The sequence below is a fragment of the Streptomyces sp. NPDC004435 genome (assembly GCF_042873895.1).
Classification (GTDB): Bacteria; Actinomycetota; Actinomycetes; order Streptomycetales; family Streptomycetaceae; genus Streptomyces.
Window position 1 is genome coordinate 48,983 of sequence record NZ_JBIAMB010000033.1, and the last position, 17,659, is coordinate 66,641.

Annotated in this window: 5 protein-coding genes; 4 read left to right on the top strand and 1 reads right to left on the bottom strand. The window is 75.5% G+C overall.

Features of this window, described 5'->3' with window-relative positions; genetic code table 11:
* Positions 1-257: 257 nt before the first annotated feature.
* Complete coding sequence (locus ACFYT9_RS37800; protein WP_387272704.1) at positions 258-1,889, bottom strand: AMP-binding protein; 1,632 nt, start codon at positions 1,887-1,889, stop codon at positions 258-260.
* A gap of 349 nt (positions 1,890-2,238) precedes the next feature.
* Between ACFYT9_RS37800 and ACFYT9_RS37805 the strand changes: the two genes are divergently transcribed.
* The 4 genes from ACFYT9_RS37805 (at position 2,239) to ACFYT9_RS37820 (ending at position 17,508) form a co-directional block, all read left to right on the top strand.
* Positions 2,239-8,772, top strand: a complete 6,534-nt coding sequence (locus ACFYT9_RS37805; protein ID WP_389171335.1) for an amino acid adenylation domain-containing protein — start codon at positions 2,239-2,241, stop codon at positions 8,770-8,772.
* Complete coding sequence (locus tag ACFYT9_RS37810) at positions 8,769-15,278, top strand: amino acid adenylation domain-containing protein (protein WP_389171338.1); 6,510 nt, start codon at positions 8,769-8,771, stop codon at positions 15,276-15,278. The genes ACFYT9_RS37805 and ACFYT9_RS37810 overlap by 4 nt, the downstream gene beginning before the upstream one ends.
* Before the next feature lie 303 nt (positions 15,279-15,581).
* The gene (gene gntD, locus ACFYT9_RS37815; protein ID WP_376603974.1) at positions 15,582-16,655 is read left to right on the top strand and encodes a guanitoxin biosynthesis L-enduracididine beta-hydroxylase GntD; all 1,074 of its coding nucleotides are present in this window, start codon (positions 15,582-15,584) and stop codon (positions 16,653-16,655) included.
* Between the two features lie 82 nt (positions 16,656-16,737).
* A complete protein-coding gene (locus ACFYT9_RS37820) occupies positions 16,738-17,508 on the top strand; it encodes an SDR family NAD(P)-dependent oxidoreductase (protein WP_376603976.1) in 771 nt (256 codons plus the stop codon).
* Positions 17,509-17,659: the final 151 nt, after the last annotated feature.

A 17,659-nucleotide genomic window follows, 5' to 3' on the forward strand; every position in this document is an offset into this window, starting at 1 on the left:
CGGGGGGCGCGCGGCACCCCTTTCGCGTGCGGGGTGCGCGGTGCGGGGTGTGCGGTGTGCGGTGCGTGCCTGGTGGGTGCCGCCCCCGGCAGCCCGGCGACGCACGGAAGGGGCCGGCGCGGATCGCGCGCCGGCCCCCTCCGTGGGTGGTTGCGGTACCGCGTCCGGACGGCCCACCCGGCGGGTGGCACCGGACTCCGGACGGACGCCCGCCCCGTCGGCGGGGCGGTGGACGGTGTGCGGACGCCTCGCCCCGGCTACTCCGCCGTCAGCGGTGACGCGGACGTCTCGTACCGGCCCGCGCAGAGCGCCTTCCACATCACCCGGCGGCGGGGCTTGCCGCTGGAGGTGACCTCGATGCCGCCCCGCCCGACCTCGACCGCGAGCAGCCGGGCGTCGCCCAGCCACTCGGACAGCACCTCGTGGGCCGCCTCGCGCCAGCCGGGCCGTACGTTGCCGAAGACGACGACGCCGGTCGGGGCGCCGTCGCGCACCCCGAGCAGGACCGCGACCTGCCGGTCCGGGATCCCCCGCTGGTGCAGCAGCGTCTCCAGGCTCTCGGCGAAGACCATCTTGCCGCTCACCTTGAGCCCGTCGCCGAGCCGGCCGATCACGTACAGCTGCCCGTCGCGCAGGAAGCCCGCGTCACCGGTGTGGAGCCCGGCCTCGCCGAGGGCCGTGCCCGAGGCGGAGCTGGTGTCGCCGACGTACCCGCTGGCGATCGAGACGCCGGTGACGACGACCTCGCCGACCTGCCCGTCGGGCAGCTCCTCGCCGTCCTCCGAGAGGATCCTGACGGTGCGGTTCTCCAGCGGCGTGCCGCAGCCGACGACGGCGGTGCCGGCCAGCGCCGACGCGTCGCCCTCGTCGGGCGCCGCGACCGTCCACCCCGCCCCCGGTGCGAGACCGGTCACCGCGAGGGTCGCCTCCGCGCCCCCGTACGCGGGCAGCAGCGCGCCGCGGTCCAGGCCGTGCGGGCCCATCAGCGCGTGGAAGTCCTCCAGGACCTGCGGGTCGACCCGCTCGGCGCCGATGATGATGGCCCGCATCGAGTCGAAGCGCAGCCCCTCCAGGCGTTCCGGCCGGACCCGCCGCAGGATGTAGGCGAGGCCGAAGTTGGGCATGCCCGTGATGGCGGTCCGGTTGTCGCTCATGCACTTCAGATAGCGCTGCGGCGAGCGGATGAAGTCGTCGGGCTGCATCATCCAGCCGCTGGCGCCGGTGACGACCACGTTCAGCAGATAGCCGACCAGGCCCATGTCGTGGTGGACCGGCAGCCAGCAGATGCCGGGCAGGTCCGGCGTCCAGCCGAAGCGGCGCCGCATCCCCGTGAGGTTGTCGCGCAGCGCCTCGGCGGAGATCAGCACCCCGCGCGAGTAGCCGCTCGACCCGGACGTGAACTGCATCAGCGCCGTCTCGGGCAGCGGCAGCGGCGCGGCCAGCGGCTCGACACCGTCGACCAGGGACTCGAAGACGACCGGCTCGGGCAGCGACAGACCGGCGGAGAGCTTGCGGATCCGCTCCTCCGACTCGTCGTCGCAGATGATCAGCTTCGGGTCGGCCGTCTCGAACAGGCGGGCCACGTGCGTCTCGTACTCGTCCGCCCGCTGGAACGCGAACGGCGGCGCGATCGAGCACGGCGTCGCACCGGCCGCCAGCGCACCGAAGAACCCGGCCACGAAGCCGGGGCTCGACCGCAGCACCAGCGCCACCACGTCCCCGCGCCCCACGCCGTTCGCCCGCAGCGCGGCCGCGGTGCGCAGCACCAGATCGGCGAGTTCGCGGTACGACCGGAAGTCCCAGCCGTCGTTCTTCTCCGCGTAGTACAGGCCGCGCTCGGCGGACGCCTCGTCCAGCCAGTCGAGCAGACCTCGGTCCGGGATCGCCAACGTCCTCGTCCTCTCCGGGATTCCAGGGCAGGCCCGGCGCATCCGAGTGGGGGACTCGGACGCACCGGACCGTCGGCATCCTCGCCCCGGGGTCCCGCGGTGGCCAGGCAAGCGGCCGGTAACTCGGCGGGCGCCGGGCGGCAGCTGACCGGGCACCCCGATTGCCGGTCGGTTGCCTGGTGACGGGCGCGGGGGGCGGGGCAGCATCGTCGCGCACCGTCCGTCCCCGGCCCCGCCGCGGCACGCCCCGCACCGAGCGGCACGGGCGGCCCGCCGGCCCGGCCACCGGGACGGTCCACCGGGGACGGCGCACCGAGAGCGGCTCACGAGAGAGCGGTTGACGATCCGAATGACTTCACGTGACGCGGAGACCTCCGTCCGCCCCGAGTCCGTCCGCCCCGAGGACGGCGGCACGCTGCCGCTCACGGCCGCCCAGCGCGGCGTCTTCTACGCCCAGCGGCTCGCCCCCACCGACCCGGCCTTCAACACCGTCGTCGTGATGGAGGTCAGGGGACCGGTGGACGGGCCGCTGCTCGCGCGGGCCGTGCGGGTGGCCGAGGGCGAGAGCGGAAGCTTCGACGTCGCGTTCGAGGAGCCGGCCGACGGCCCCCGGCAGCGCCCCGTCACCCCCGGCTGCTCGACCTGGCGGGAGCTGGACCTCACCGGCGAGGCGGACCCCTTCGCCGCCGCCCACGCCCTCATGGACGAGGACCGCCGCACCGCCAACGACCTCTTCACCGGGGTGCTCTCGGCGCACGTGCTCATGCGCGTGGGCGAGGACCACTACCTCTGGTACCAGCGCAGCCACCACATCCTCTCGGACGGCTACGGCTCCGTGCTGCACTCACGCCGGATCGAGGAGGTGTACGAGGCGCTGGTCGCCGGCGAGGAGCCGGCCGGCCGGCCGCTGGGCCCGCTCACCGACATCCTCGCCGACGAGGCCGACTACCGGGCCTCGGAGCAGTACACGGCCGACAAGGAGTACTGGACCCGGGCCTTCGAGGACCGGCCCGAGACGGTCAGCCCCGCCCCCGGCGTGCCCACCGGCGCCGCCGGGATCGCCCACGCCGGCTCCACCGAACTGGGCGAGGCCGGATACCGCGCGCTGCACGGCGCCGGACGCGAGGCCCGCGCCCCGTGGAGCGTCGCCATGCTCGCGGCGGTCGCCGCCTATCTGCACGGCATGACCGGCGCGCGCGACCTCACCCTCGGCGTCCCGGCCACCGCCCGGCTCGGCCCGCGCTCCCAGAACGTGCCCGGCATGCTCTCCAACACGCTGCCGCTGCGCCTCACCGTCGACCCCGCGGCGAGCCGCACCGAGCTGATCCGGCACGTCGGCAAGCGCCTCGGGGAGCTCCTCACCCACCAGCGGCACCCCTACGACGACCTCCGCCGCGACCTGCGCCTGCTCGGCTCCAACGAGCAGCTCTTCGGCGTGCTGGTCAACATCATGCCCGCGGGGTCCGAGAGCAACTTCGCGGGCCGCGAGGCCACCCTGACCGCGCTCTCCGGCGGACCGGTCATCGACCTCAACCTCACCTGCCACCCGGAGCCGGACGGCAAGGGCGTGCGGATCGCCTTCGAGGCCAACCCCGACCGCTACTCGGAGGCCGAACTCGCTGCCCACCAGGCCCGGTTCACCGCCTTCCTGGACCGCTTCCTGGCAGCCCCCGGCGACCTGCCGCTCGGCCGTGTCGACGTCGCCACGGACGCCGAGCGCGCCCGCCACCTCGCCGCCGGCCTGCCGGTCGCGCCCGCGGAGCCCGTCCGCACCTTCCCCGAGCTGTTCGCGGCGCAGGTCCGGGAGACCCCGCACCGCCCCGCCGTCGTCTCCGCGGACGGCGAGCTCGACTACGCCGGGCTCGCCGCCCGTGCCGACCGGCTGGCCCGGGAACTGGCCGCCCGCGGCGCCGGCCCCGAGCGGGTGGTGGCCGTCGCGCTGCCGCGCGGGACCGCCGCGGTCGTCGCCGCCGTCGGCGTGCTGACCTCCGGCGCCGTCCACCTGCCGATCGACCTCGCGTACCAGCGGTCCCGGGTCACCGCCATGCTCGACGACACGGCCCCCGCGCTGCTGCTGACCTCGCGCGCCACCGACGACCCGGAGCTGGCACCGGGCGTGCCCCGGCTGTTCCTGGACGAGGACGGGCTGGTCCCCGAAGCCGAAGCCACAGCCGAGGGCGGAGCCGGAGCCGAGGCCGAGGCCGAAGCCGGAGCCGGAGCCGGAGCCGACCCCGTCGCGGCGGAGGGCTCCGCGCCCGCCGGCCCGCGCCCCGAGCACCCCGCGTACGTCATCTACACCTCCGGCTCCACCGGCCGGCCCAAGGGCGTCGTCGTGACGCACACCGGCCTCGCCGGACTCCTGGCCCACCAGCGGACGCTGCTGGAGACCACGCCGGACCGGCGCGTCCTCCAGTTCGCCTCGCCGGGCTTCGACGCCTCCGTGTGGGAGTTGTGCACCGCGCTGCTGACCGGCGCGGCCCTCGTCGTCGCCCCCGCCGAACGCCTCACCCCGGGCCCGGAGCTGGCCGCACTGATCCGCGAACTCTCCGTCGACTGCCTGCTGATGGCGCCCTCCGCGCTGGCCGCGATGCCCGCGGACGGGCTGCCCGAGGGCGTGACCCTCGTCGTCGGCGCCGAAGCGTGCTCGCCCGAGCTGGTCGACCGCTGGTCGCCCGGCCGCCGCATGGTCAACGCGTACGGCCCCACCGAGTCCACCGTCATCGCCACCCAGACCGGCGCCCTCTCCGGCCGGATCGTGCCGCCCATGGGCGGCACCGTGCCCGGCAGCCGGGTACGGCTCCTCGACGACGCCCTGCGCCCGGTGCCGCCCGGCGTCGCCGGCGAGATCCACCTGGCCGGCGACGGCCTCGCCCGGGGCTACCTGGGCCGGCCCGGCCTCACCGCCGAGCGGTTCGTCGCCGACCCGTACGGCCCGCCCGGCAGCCGCATGTACCGCACCGGCGACCTGGCCCGCTGGACCCCGGAAGGCGACCTGGTGTACCTCGGCCGCTCCGACCGGCAGGTCAAGGTGCGCGGCTTCCGCATCGAGCTCGGCGAGATCGAGAGCGTCCTCGCCGGAGCGCCCGGCGTCGCCCGGGTCAGCGTCGTCGTCCGCGAGGACCGGCCCGGCGTGCGCCAGCTCGTCGCCTACGCCGTCCCGGCCGACGCCACCGCCGTCCCCGACGCCACCGCCGTCCCCGACGCCGCCGCCCTGCGGCAGCGGGTGCGCGACGCCCTGCCGCCGTACATGGTCCCCGCCGCCGTCGTCCTCCTGCCGGACCTGCCGCTCACCGCGAGCGGCAAGCTGGACCAGCGGGCGCTGCCCGCCCCCGAGTACGTCGGCACCGCCTCCGAGCGGGCCCCGCGCGACGAGCGCGAGGCCGTGCTCTGCGGGCTCTTCGCCGACCTCCTCGGCGCCACGGACGTCGGCGTCGACGACAGCTTCTTCGAACTGGGCGGCGACTCCATCGTCGCCGTCCGGCTCGCCTCGCGCGCCGCCCGCGCCGGCATCCCGCTCACCCCGCAGGACGTCTTCGCGCACAAGACCGTCGCCGCGCTCGCCGCCCGCGCCGGACTGGCCGGACCCGCCGGTGAGGACCGGACCGCCCCCGCGTACGACCCCGACGCCGAACTGGTCGCGCTGCCCGCAGGGGAACGCGAGCGGCTCGCCGCCACCTGGCGGAAGCCGGACGCCGACGGCGGGAGCGGCCTGGCGGACGTGCTGCCGGTCACCCCGCTCCAGGAGGGCATGCTCTTCCACGCCGAGTTCGGCGACGCCGCCGACGCGTACACCGTGCAGAAGGTCTTCGGCCTCGCGGGCCCGCTCTCCGCCGACGCCTTCCGCGACGCCTGCCGCGCGCTCGTCCGCCGCCACACCGCGCTCCGCGCCGGCTACACCCGCTCCGCCGCCGGCGAGGCGCTCCAGCTGGTCGCCCGCGACGCCGAGGCCCCGGTCCACGAGCACGACCTGCGCGGACTGCCGGCCGCCGACCGCGAGGCGCGCCTGGCCGCCCTGCTCGCCGAGGAGAAGCGGACCCGCTTCGACATGGCCAGGCCGCCGCTGCTGCGCTTCGGCCTGGTCCGGCTGGACGACGAGCGGCACCTCTTCGTCCTCACCGGCCACCACATCGTCTTCGACGGCTGGTCGGTGCCGCTGATCCTGCGCGACCTGCTCGCCCTGTACCGGGGCGACGGCGCCGCGCTGCCCGCGCCGGTGCCCTTCCGCGCCTATCTGGCCTGGGCCGCCGCCCAGGACCGTGGCGCGGCGGAGGAGGAGTGGGGCCGGGCCCTCGCGGGCCTGGACGGCCCCACCCTGGTCGCCCCCCGCGCCATAGAGGACGGCGAGGGCGAGGACGCCGACGCCCTGCCGGGTCTGCTCGTGGCCGAGCTGCCCGCCGAGCTGACCGCGGACGTCCAGCGCGCCGCCCGGTCCCGGGGAGTCACCCTCAACACCGTGGTGCAGGGCGCCTGGGCGCTCCTCCTGCACTCGCTCACCGGCCGCGACGACGTCGTCTTCGGCGGCACGGTCTCCGGACGCCCGCCCCGGCTGGACGGCGTCGACGAGATCGTCGGCCTGCTGATGAACACCGTCCCGGTGCGCGTCCGGCTCCGCCCGGAGGAGCCGCTGGGCGGCCTCCTCGCCCGGGTCCAGGGCGAGCAGCTGGCCCTCACCGACCACCACCACATCGGCCTGCCCGACCTGCACCGGCTCGCCGGTCACGCCGAACTCTTCGACACCTCCGTGGTGTTCGGCAACGCGCCGATCGACCGCGAGCAGATCGTCGCGCACGCCCACGGCCTGGGCATCACCGTGGAGGAGGCCGACCCGACCGGCGGCACCCACTACCCGCTCAGCCTGTCCGTGGTCCCGGGCGACCGGCTCCGCCTCGAACTCACCCACCGCACTGCCCTGTTCGACGCCGCGACCGCCGAGGGCCTGCTCGCCCGGCTGCGCATGGTCCTGGAGGTCCTCGCCACCGACCCGGAGCTGCCGGTCGGCCGGCTGCCGCTCCTCACCGACGCCGAACGGCAGGCCCTGGAGCCCGCCGCCGACCCGTCCGGCGACCCCGTCGCCACCACGCTGCCCGCGCTGTTCGCCGCGCAGGCGCGCCGCACCCCGGACGCCGTCGCCGTCGTCTGCGAGGGCGAGCGGCTCAGTTACGCCGACCTCGACGCCCGGGCCGGCCGGCTGGCCACCGTCCTGGCGGACCTGGGCGCGGCCCCCGGCCGGGTGATCGGCGTCCGGATGCGCCGCTCGGCCGAGCTGATCGTCGTCCTGCACGCCATCCACCGGGCGGGCGCCGCCTATCTGCCGCTGGACCCGGAGTACCCGGAGGAGCGCGTCCGGCACATGCTGGACCAGGCCCGGCCCGCCTTCGTCGTCGACGACGCCTTCCTCGCGGCGCACCGCGCCGAGGCCGCCGCCGCCGACCCGTACGACGGGCCCGGTACGGCGCTGCTTCCGGCCCACCCGGCGTACGTCGTCTACACCTCGGGCTCCACCGGCCGCCCCAAGGGCATCGTGGTCACCCACGCCGGCATCACCAACTACCTGGCCGGCATGCAGCGGCGCCACGCGCTGACCGCCGCCGACCGGGTGCTCCAGCGGACCTCGCTCAGCTTCGACCCCTCGGTGTGGGAGCTCTTCTGGCCGCTCCACCACGGCGCCGCCGTGGTCGTCTCCCGGCCCGACGGCGAGGACGCGCCCGGCTACCTGCCCGGCCTGATCCGCGAAGAGGGCGTCACCGTCGCCCAGTTCGTCCCCTCGACCCTGGAGGTCTTCCTCCGCGAACCCGGCAGCGACCGGTGCGACTGTCTGCGGAAGGTCTTCGTCGGCGGCGAACAGCTCACCGGCGCCCTGGCCGACCGCTTCCACGCCGCCGTACCGGCCGAACTCCACAACCAGTACGGGCCCACCGAGGTGTCCGTCTACACCACCACCGGCCGCGCCGACGCCGGCCGGCACCCCACCGCCGTCCCCGTCGGCACCCCCCTGGCCGGCCTGCGCCTCCACGTCCTGGACGGGTTCTTGCGTTCGGTGCCGGTGGGTGTGGTGGGGGAGATCTATATCGGTGGTGCGGGTGTGGCGCGGGGTTATGTGGGGCGTCCGGGGTTGACCGCGGAGCGGTTCGTGGCGGATGTCGGTGGCGCTGTGGGTGCGCGGATGTATCGGACGGGGGATCTGGGGCGTCGTCGCGCGGATGGTTCGGTGGAGTACTGCGGTCGGGTCGATTTCCAGGTGAAGGTGCGGGGTCACCGTGTCGAGCTGGGGGAGATCGAGGCGGTTCTCGCGGGGGACGCGGGGGTGGCGCAGGCGGTGGTCGCGGTGGTGGCCGATGCGGCGGGGACGCGGCATGTGGTCGGTTATGTGCGGCCGGTGGCGGGTGTGGTGGTGGAGGGTGAGGTGTTGCGGGACCGGGTGGCGGGTGTGCTGCCGGATTACATGGTTCCGGTGCGGGTGATCGTGGTGGACGACTTCGTGCTGACGCCGAACGGGAAGGTGGACCGGCGGGCGTTGCCGGCGTTGGAGTTGCGTGCGGTGCGGGAGTACCGGGCGCCTTCGTCGGAGCGTGAGCGGGTGCTGCACGAGGTGTTCGCGGAGGTGCTGGGGCGGGAGCGGGTCGGTGTCGACGACAGCTTCTTCGACCTCGGCGGCGACTCCATCGTGTCGATGCGTCTCGCCGCACGCGCCCACCGCGCCGGACTCGTGCTGAGCGCGAAGGACGTCTTCGTCCACAAGACCATCGCCGCCCTCGCCCTCGTCGCCACCGACGCACCCGACGACGACAACGACTTCAACAAGCCAGCGAGCGCCGACGCCCTGATGAGCATCGACGCGGACGAATTCGACGAGCTCGAAGCCCAGTGGGAGGCAACGCCGTGAGGCAGACGACACTCGAAGCGGTCCTGCCGCTCACCCCGCTCCAGCAGGGCATGCTCTTCCACGCCCTCTTCGACGGCGGCGACGCCGACGCCGGCGGCGTCGACTTCTACAACGTGCAGACACCCCTGGAACTGGTCGGTGCCCTCGACCCGGAGGTGCTGCGCGACTCCTGCGCCACCCTGCTGGCGCGCCACGGGAGCCTCCGCGCGGGGTTCCTCAGGCGCCGCTCGGGCGAGGCCGTCCAGGCCGTCGCCCGAGCGGTGGAGCCGCTCTGGGAGGAGGTCGACCTCTCCGCCTTCGGCGAGGACGAGCGCCGCGTCCGGCTGACCCGGCTGCTCACCGAGGACCGGGCCCGCCGCTTCGACATGACCCGCCCGCCGCTGCTGCGCTGCACCCTCGTCCGGCTCGCGGCCGACCGGCACGTGCTGGTCGTCACCCACCACCACATCCTGCTCGACGGCTGGTCCGTGCCGCTGGTCCTCGGCGACCTCTTCCGGATCTACCGCGACGGCGGCTCCGCCGACGCGCTGGAGCCCGCCGTCCCCTTCGCCGACTACCTCGGCTGGCTGGGCGCCCAGGACCGCGACCGGGCCGAGGACACCTGGCGCACCGCCCTCGCCGGCGTCGACGGCCCCACCCTGGTGGCCGGCGGCCACGGCACCCAGGACTCCGACCGCGGCCAGCGCCGCGTCGTCGCCGAACTCTCCGAGGCGGCCACCGCCCGCGTCACCCAGGCCGCCCGCTCCCGCGAGGTCACCGTGAACACGGTCGTCCAGGCCGCCTGGGCGCTGCTGCTGACCTCGCTCACCGGCCGCCCCGACGTCGTCTTCGGCAACACCGTCGCCGGCCGCCCCCCGGAGCTCGCCGGCGCCGACCGCATGGTCGGCCTGATGATCAACACCGTGCCGGCCCGGATCCGCGTCGACCCCGCCGAGACCGCCGCCGCCCTGCTCACCCGCGTCCAGGCCGAGCAGACCGAGCTCCTCGGCCACCAGTACCTCGGCCTCGCCGACATCCAGCGCGCCGTCGGCTTCACCGAACTCTTCGACACCACAGTGGCCTTCGAGAACTACCCCGTGGAGGAGGCCGTCCAGGGCGCCCAGGTCGCCGGGCTCACCGTCGGCGTGCTGCGCGACGCCGCCGAGGACACCCCGGAGGGCACCCACTACCCGCTGAGCCTGGCCGTCTACCCCGGCCCCCGGCTCCGCCTCGAACTCAACCACCGCGAGGACGTGTACGACACCGAGGAGGCGACCGCGCTCCTCGACCGGCTCGCCCCGCTCCTCGAAGCCCTCGCCGGCCGGCCCGACACGCCCGTCGGCCGGCTGCCGGTGTGGACCGCGGACCAGCACGCCCGGCTCCTGGCCGCCGCGCGCGGCCGCACCGCCACGCACCCGGCGCGGACCCTGCACGAGCTCTTCGAGGAGCAGGCCCGCACGACCCCGGACGCGATCGCCGCCGTCGACGGGACCGGCCGGCTCACCTTCGCCGAGCTGGACGCCGACGCCGACCGGCTCGCCGCGCGGCTCACCGCCCACGGCGCGGGACCCGGCCGGCTCGTCGCCGTCGCCCTGCCCCGCACCACGGCCGCCGTCTCCGCGATCATCGCCGTCCTCAAGTCCGGCGCCGCCTACCTGCCGCTCGACGCCGACCAGCCGGCCGACCGGATCGCCGCGCTCTGCGCGGAGGCGGGCCCGGCGCTCGTCGTGGCCGACGGGACGACCCGGCACGCGCTGCCCGCCGACGTACCGGTGCTGCTCGCCGACGCGCCCGACAGCGCCGACGCCGCCGCGCTCCCGGACACCACCGAGGCTCCGGCCCGCAAGGCGGCGGGCCCCGCCGACCTCGCGTACGTCGTGTACACCTCCGGCTCGACCGGCCGCCCCAAGGGCGTCGCCGTCGAGCACCGGAACCTGGTCAACATGTTCCACAGCCACCGGGCGAACTTCTTCACCCCGGAGCGGGAAGCCGCCGGCGGCCGCCCGCTGCGCGCCGCCCTCACCAACTCCCTCGGCTTCGACGCCTCGTGGAGCCAGCTGCTGTGGATGGTCGCGGGCAACGAGCTCCACATCGTCGACGACACCGTCCGCAAGGACGCCCTCGCCCTCGTCGCCCACGCGGCCGACGCGGCGATCGACGTGCTCGACACCACGCCGTCCGTCGCCCGCCAGCTGCTCGCCGCCGGGCTGCTCGACGGCGCCGGCGGCCGGCACCGCGTCCGCACCCTCGCCCTCGGCGGCGAGGAGGTCGGCGACGACCTGTGGAACGAACTGCGCGCCATCCCCGGCCTCTCCGTCTACAACCTCTACGGCCCCGCCGAGTGCACGATCGACGCCATGTTCTGCCGCGCCGCCGACAGCGAGCGGCCCTCCCTCGGCGGCCCCGCCGACAACACCGACATCCACGTCCTGGACGGGTTCTTGCGTTCGGTGCCGGTGGGTGTGGTGGGGGAGATCTATATCGGTGGTGCGGGTGTGGCGCGGGGTTATGTGGGGCGTCCGGGGTTGACCGCGGAGCGGTTCGTGGCGGATGTCGGTGGCGCTGTGGGTGCGCGGATGTATCGGACGGGGGATCTGGGGCGTCGTCGCGCGGATGGTTCGGTGGAGTACTGCGGTCGGGTCGATTTCCAGGTGAAGGTGCGGGGTCACCGTGTCGAGCTGGCGGAGATCGAGGCGGTTCTCGCGGGGGACGCGGGGGTGGCGCAGGCGGTGGTCGCGGTGGTGGCCGATGCGGCGGGGACGCGGCATGTGGTCGGTTATGTGCGGCCGGTGGCGGGTGTGGTGGTGGAGGGTGAGGTGTTGCGGGACCGGGTGGCGGGTGTGCTGCCGGACTACATGGTTCCGGTGCGGGTGATCGTGGTGGACGACTTCGTGCTGACGCCGAACGGGAAGGTGGACCGGCGGGCGTTGCCGGCGTTGGAGTTGCGTGCGGTGCGGGAGTACCGGGCGCCTTCGTCGGAGCGTGAGCGGGTGCTGCACGAGGTGTTCGCGGAGGTGCTGGGGCGGGAGCGGGTCGGTGTCGACGACAGCTTCTTCGACCTCGGCGGCGACTCCATCGTGTCGATGCGTCTCGCCGCACGCGCCCACCGCGCCGGACTCGTGCTGAGCGCGAAGGACGTCTTCGTCCACAAGACCATCGCCGCCCTCGCCGAGGTCGCCCGCGACGTCCCCCAGGACGGCGGCGACACCGGCGGTACGGCCACCGGCCCGCTCGTGACCCTCGACGACGCCGAACGCGCCGAACTCGACGCCCTCGCGGGACCGGACGCCGAGGTGTGGACGCTCACCCCGCTCCAGCAGGGCATGCACTTCCACGCCCTGCTGGCCACGGACGCCATCGACGTCTACGTCACCCAGCGCCCGCTGCGGCTCACCGGCACCCTCGCCCCGACCGTCCTCCGCGACGCCTTCGACACGCTCCTCGCCCGCCACCCGGCGCTCCGCACCTCCTTCGTCACCCTCGGCTCCGGACGCTCCGTGCAGGTCGTCCACGAGGACGTCCGGGTGCCCTGGGAGGAGCGGGACCTGTCCGCCCTGGCCCCGGCCGAGCGCGAGGCCCGGCTCGCCGAACTCCTCGACGAGGACCGGATACGCCGCTTCGCCACCGACCGTCCGCCGCTGCTGCGGGTCGCCCTGGTCAAGCTCGCCGCCGACGAGCACCTGCTGCTCGTGACCCACCACCACATGCTGCTCGACGGCTGGTCCCTGCCGCTCGTCTTCGGCGACCTCTTCGCCTCGTACGCCCGCGGCGGCTCCGGCACCGGCACCGCGCCCGTCCCCTTCGACCGCTTCCTGCGCTGGCTCGGCGCCCAGGACGAGCGGGCCGCCGTCGAGGCCTGGCGCCAGGAGCTGGCCGGACTCGACGAGCCCGCCCTGGTCGCCCCCGGCTTCGACGCCGCCACGGCCACCGTGCCGGACCTCGTCGCGACCGCCCTCGACCAGGAGGCCACCGAGCGGCTGACCGACACCGCCCGCCGGGCCGGCCTGACCCTCAACACGCTGGTGCAGGGCGCCTGGGCGGTCGCCCTCGGCCAGTTCCTGGGCCGCGACGACGTCGTCTTCGGCGCCACCACCGCGGGCCGCCCGCCCGAGCTGCCCGGCGCCGAGTCCATGGTCGGACTGCTGATGAACACCGTCGCCGTCCGCGTCCGCCTCGACCCGGGCCGGCCGCTCGCCGCGACCCTGACCGGCCTCCAGGAGACCCAGGCCGGACTGCGGCCCTTCCAGCACCTGGGCCTCGCCGAGGTGCAGCGCGCCGCCGGCATCGGCGAACTCTTCGACACCGTCGTCGGCTTCGAGAACACCCCCGTCGACGGCGAGGCCGTCCAGGCCCAGGTGCCCGGCCTGCGGATCAGCGTGGACGACACCCCGGCCCCCGGCGCCTCGCACTACCCCTTCAGCCTCGTCGTGGTCCCCTCCGACCGCCTCAGCCTCGAACTCACCTACCGCACCGACCTGTTCACCGCCGCCGAGGCGGAGACCGTACTCCACCGGGTCCGCGCCCTCCTCGACGCCTTCGCCCACGACCCGGAGATCCCGGTGGGCCGGATCGACCTGCGGACCGACGCGGAGCGCGCCGAACCGGTCCGCACCGGCGGCACCACCCCGCCGCGCACCACCTTCCCGGCGCTCTTCGAGGGCCACGCCGCCGCCCGCCCGGACGCCGTCGCCGTCCACGACGGCCCGTACGAGGTCACCTACGGGACCCTCGACGCCGAGGCCAACCGGCTCGCCCGCGTCCTCGCGGCCCGCGGCATCGGCCCCGGCACCATCGTCGCCGTCGCCCTGCCCCGGTCCGCCCGCTCGGTCCTCGCCGTCCTCGCCGTCCTCAAGAGCGGCGCCGCCTACCTGCCGCTCGACCTCGGCTACCCGCCGGAGCGGCTGCGCTACATCCTCGACGACGCCCGGCCCGACCTGGTGCTCACCACCGCCGACGGCAGCGCCGTCACCGCCGCGGCGGGCGCCGGCGCCGGCCGCACGCTGAGCCTCGACGGGGACGGCGACGCCGTCCTCGGCCCCGACGACCCCTTCGGCCTCGCCCTGGAACTCACCGCCGGCACGTCCGGCGCGCCGCTCCGCGACGACGAGCGCTCCGCCCCGCTGACCCCGGACTCGGCCGCGTACCTCATCTACACCTCGGGCTCCACCGGCCGCCCCAAGGGCGTCCTCGTGCCGCACACCGGCATCGCCGCGCTCGCCGCGCAGCAGCGCACCGGCCTCGACCTGCGGCCGGACGAGCGGGTCCTCATGTTCGCCTCGCCCAGCTTCGACGCCTCGGTCTGGGAGCTCGCCACCGCGCTGCTCACCGGCGGAAGCGTCGTCGCGGCCCCGGCCGACGACCTGCTCCCCGGCCCCTCGCTGGCCGCCACCGTCGCCCGCCACGGCGTCACCACGCTGCTGCTGCCGCCGTCCTCCCTCGCGGTGCTGCCCGAAGGCGCCCTGCCGCCCGGCGTCACCCTCGTCGTCGGCGGCGAGGCCTGCGCGCCCGACCTCGTCGAGCGCTGGTCGGCAGGCCGCCGCATGGTCAACGCCTACGGCCCGACCGAGGCGACCGTCATGGCCACCATGAGCGGCCCGCTGGCCGGCCGGACCCACCCGCCGCTCGGCGAGGCGGTCACCGGCGCCCGGGTGTACCTGCTCGACAGCGCGCTCCGGCCGGTACCGGTGGGCGCGCCCGGCGAGCTGTACCTGGCGGGCGAGGGCCTCGCCCTCGGCTACCTGCGCCGGCCCGGCCAGACCGGCGAGCGCTTCGTCGCCGACCCGTACGGCGCCGCGGGCTCGCGCATGTACCGCTCCGGCGACCTGGCCCGCCGCCGCGCCGACGGCACCCTGGAGTACCTCGGCCGGGCGGACCGCCAGGTCAAGGTGCGCGGCTTCCGCATCGAGCCCGGCGAGATCGAGGCCGTGCTCGCCGAGGACGCCGCCGTGGCCGGCGCGGCCGTGGTCGTCCGCGAGGACCGGCCCGGGGTACGCCGCCTCGTCGGGTACGTCGCCCCGGCCGGCGAGGCCCGGCCCGAGCCGGCGGCCCTGCGCGAGCGGGTCGCCGCCGCCCTGCCGCCGTACATGGTGCCCGCCGCCGTCGTCGTCCTCGACCGGCTGCCGGTCACCCCGGGCGGCAAGCTCGACCGGGACGCGCTGCCCGCGCCGGACTTCGGCGCCGCCGTCGACAGCCGGGCCCCGCGCGACGCCCGCGAGGAGCAACTGTGCGCGCTCTTCGCCAAGGCGCTCGGCACGGACCGGGTCGGCATCGACGACGGCTTCTTCGACCTCGGCGGCGACTCCATCGTGTCGATCAAGCTGGTCACGCTGGCCCGCGCGGAGGGCCTGGACATGACCCCGCGGGACGTCTTCACGCACAAGACGGTGGCCGCGCTGGCCACCGCGGTGAAGGAGATCGACCCGGACGGCGGGACCGGCACCCCCGCCGCCGACGACGAGCCGCTGGTCACCCTCGACCAGGACGAGCTCGCCGAGTTCGCCGAGGACTGGAGCGACGACCCGGCGTGACGGACGCGGCCGGGGCGGGAGCCGTACGCCTCCCGCCCCGGCCCGCCCCCCGCACGCTCCCGCGCGTGACCGCCGGAACCGCACCACCACACGCACCACACGCACCACACGCACCACGCACTTATCGACCCGCACCACACGCACCACACCCACTTATCGACCCGCACCACCACTGGACCTGTACGGCCGGGACCCTGCTCGGCCGGTCCGGTGGGCCACACCACGTACTCCGGCAACCGCGCGGAGCGCACAGGACCGAACGACCGACGACCCCCGTGGTCCCGACCAGGTGAGGACACCGACATGACTTCCACGACGCAGGCCACCGCCCCGCTCCCCCTGGACGGGGCCGGCTCCGGCGGACTCGACACCCCCCTGGAGTTCCGGCTGGACGCCGACGAGGCCGCCGAGCTGGAGAGCGTCGCCGAGAAGCTCGGCGACCTGCACGGCGCGCCCTCGCTCCCCGAGTTCTACGACCGCGCGTACGCCGCCGAGGACCTGCTCCCCGCCCGGCTGCGCGCCTTCCTCGCCGACTTCCGCCGCACCCAGCGGTCCGCCGCGTGCCTCGTGCACGGCTTCCCGGTGGACCAGGAGGCGCTCGGCGCCACCCCCGCGCACTGGCGCGACGCCGTCCGCGGCGAGACCGCCCGCGCGCAGGAGCTGTGGCTGGCGCTCTGCGGCCTCACCCTGGGCGACCCGTTCGGCTGGGTGACGCTCCAGGAGGGCCGGATCATCCAGAACATCCTCCCGATCCGCGGGGACGAGGAGCGGCAGAGCGGCTACGGCAGCGAGGCGCTGCTCGAATTCCACACGGAGGACGGCTTCCACCCCAACCGCTGCGACTACCTGATGCTGTTCGGGCTGCGCAACCCCGACCGGGTGCCGACCATCGTCGCCTCCGTGCGCGACGTACGGCTCGACGCGCACGACCGCACGGTCCTCGCGGAGAACCGCTTCCACATCAGGCCGGACACCGAGCACATCCGGCAGCTGGAGAACCACGACCCCGACCACCCCGCCCTCCCGGGCCTGCGCGCCATGCGGGACCGGCCGGAGCCGTCCGCCGTCCTGTCCGGCGACCGCCTCAACCCGTACCTGCGCATCGACCGCCCCTTCATGGACGTCCTGCCCGGCGACACCGAGGCCGAGGCCGCGCTCGACCGGCTCATGGCCGAACTCCAGCGCGTCCAGCAGGACATCGCCGTCGGCCCCGGCTCGCTGCTGCTCGTCGACAACTACCGCGCCGTGCACGGCCGCCGCCCCTTCACGGCCCGGTACGACGGCACCGACCGCTGGCTGAAGAAGCTCACCGTCAGCCGCAACCTCCGCCAGAACCTCAACGGTTACGCCCTCCAGCACCCGCGCGTCATCGTCTGAGCCCGAGCGGCGGTCGACAGCGGCAGAGCAGCGTGAGCAGCAGAGCAGCAGAGCCATGCAGAGCAGAGAGGCAGCCATCCCCATGCGTACCGTCATCGTCTCCGGCGCGTCGAGCGGCATCGGCCACGCCACCGCCGAGCGCTTCGTCCGCTCCGGCGACCACGTCGTCAACCTCGACGTGCAGGCCCCACCCGCGTCCACCCCGCAGGGCCCCCGCGAGGGCGGCGGACACCTGCGCTGGATCAAGACGGACGTCGCCGACTGGGAGGGCGTCCGGGCCGCCGTCGACGAGACGCAGGCCGAGCACGGCCGGCTCGACGTCGTGATCGCCAACGCCGGCATCAGCGTCCGGCACGGCATCCTCGACCTCACCGAGGCCGAGGCCCGGCGCACCCTGGACGTCAACCTGATGGGCGTCCTCGCCCTGTGGCGCCACGCGACCGGACACATGCTGCGCCAGGGCGGCGGCGTGCTCCTCGCCACGGCGTCCGTCAACGGCGCCCGCGGCTACCCGCTCTACGCCGACTACAACGCCTCCAAGGCGGGCGTGACCTCGCTGTGCCAGACCTTCGCGATCGAGCTGGCGCCGCTGATCCGCACCGCGTGCGTGGCGCCCGGCGCGGTGCTGACGCCGATGCAGCGCGCCGAGTACACGGACGCGATGCTCGACGAGGTCAACGCCCGCATCCCGCTCCGGCGCCACGCGGCCCCCGAGGAGATCGCCGACGTCTTCCACTTCCTCGCGTCGGACCAGGCGTCCTTCGTCTCCGGCCAGGAGTTCGTCGTCGACGGCGCCGAGACCGCCGGAGCGACCACCGCCTTCTTCCCCGGCCCCACCGAACCCCTCCGCTGACACGCCCGTGCCCCCCCGTGGGGGGGCGCGGGCCCGCCCCCCCCCCCCCCCCCCCCCCCCCCCCCCCCCCCCCCCCCCCACCCCCCCCCCCCCCCCCCCCCCCCCCCCCCCCCCCCCCCGGCCCCCCCCCCCCCCCCCCAAACCCCACCCC

Excerpts from the sequence above, each read along its gene's own strand:
- ACFYT9_RS37805 (WP_389171335.1), top strand. The coding sequence starts at position 2,239 with ATGACTTCACGTGACGCGGAGACCTCCGTCCGCCCCGAGTCCGTCCGC.
- gntD (WP_376603974.1), top strand. The coding sequence starts at position 15,582 with ATGACTTCCACGACGCAGGCCACCGCCCCGCTCCCCCTGGACGGGGCC.
- ACFYT9_RS37820 (WP_376603976.1), top strand. The coding sequence starts at position 16,738 with ATGCGTACCGTCATCGTCTCCGGCGCGTCGAGCGGCATCGGCCACGCC.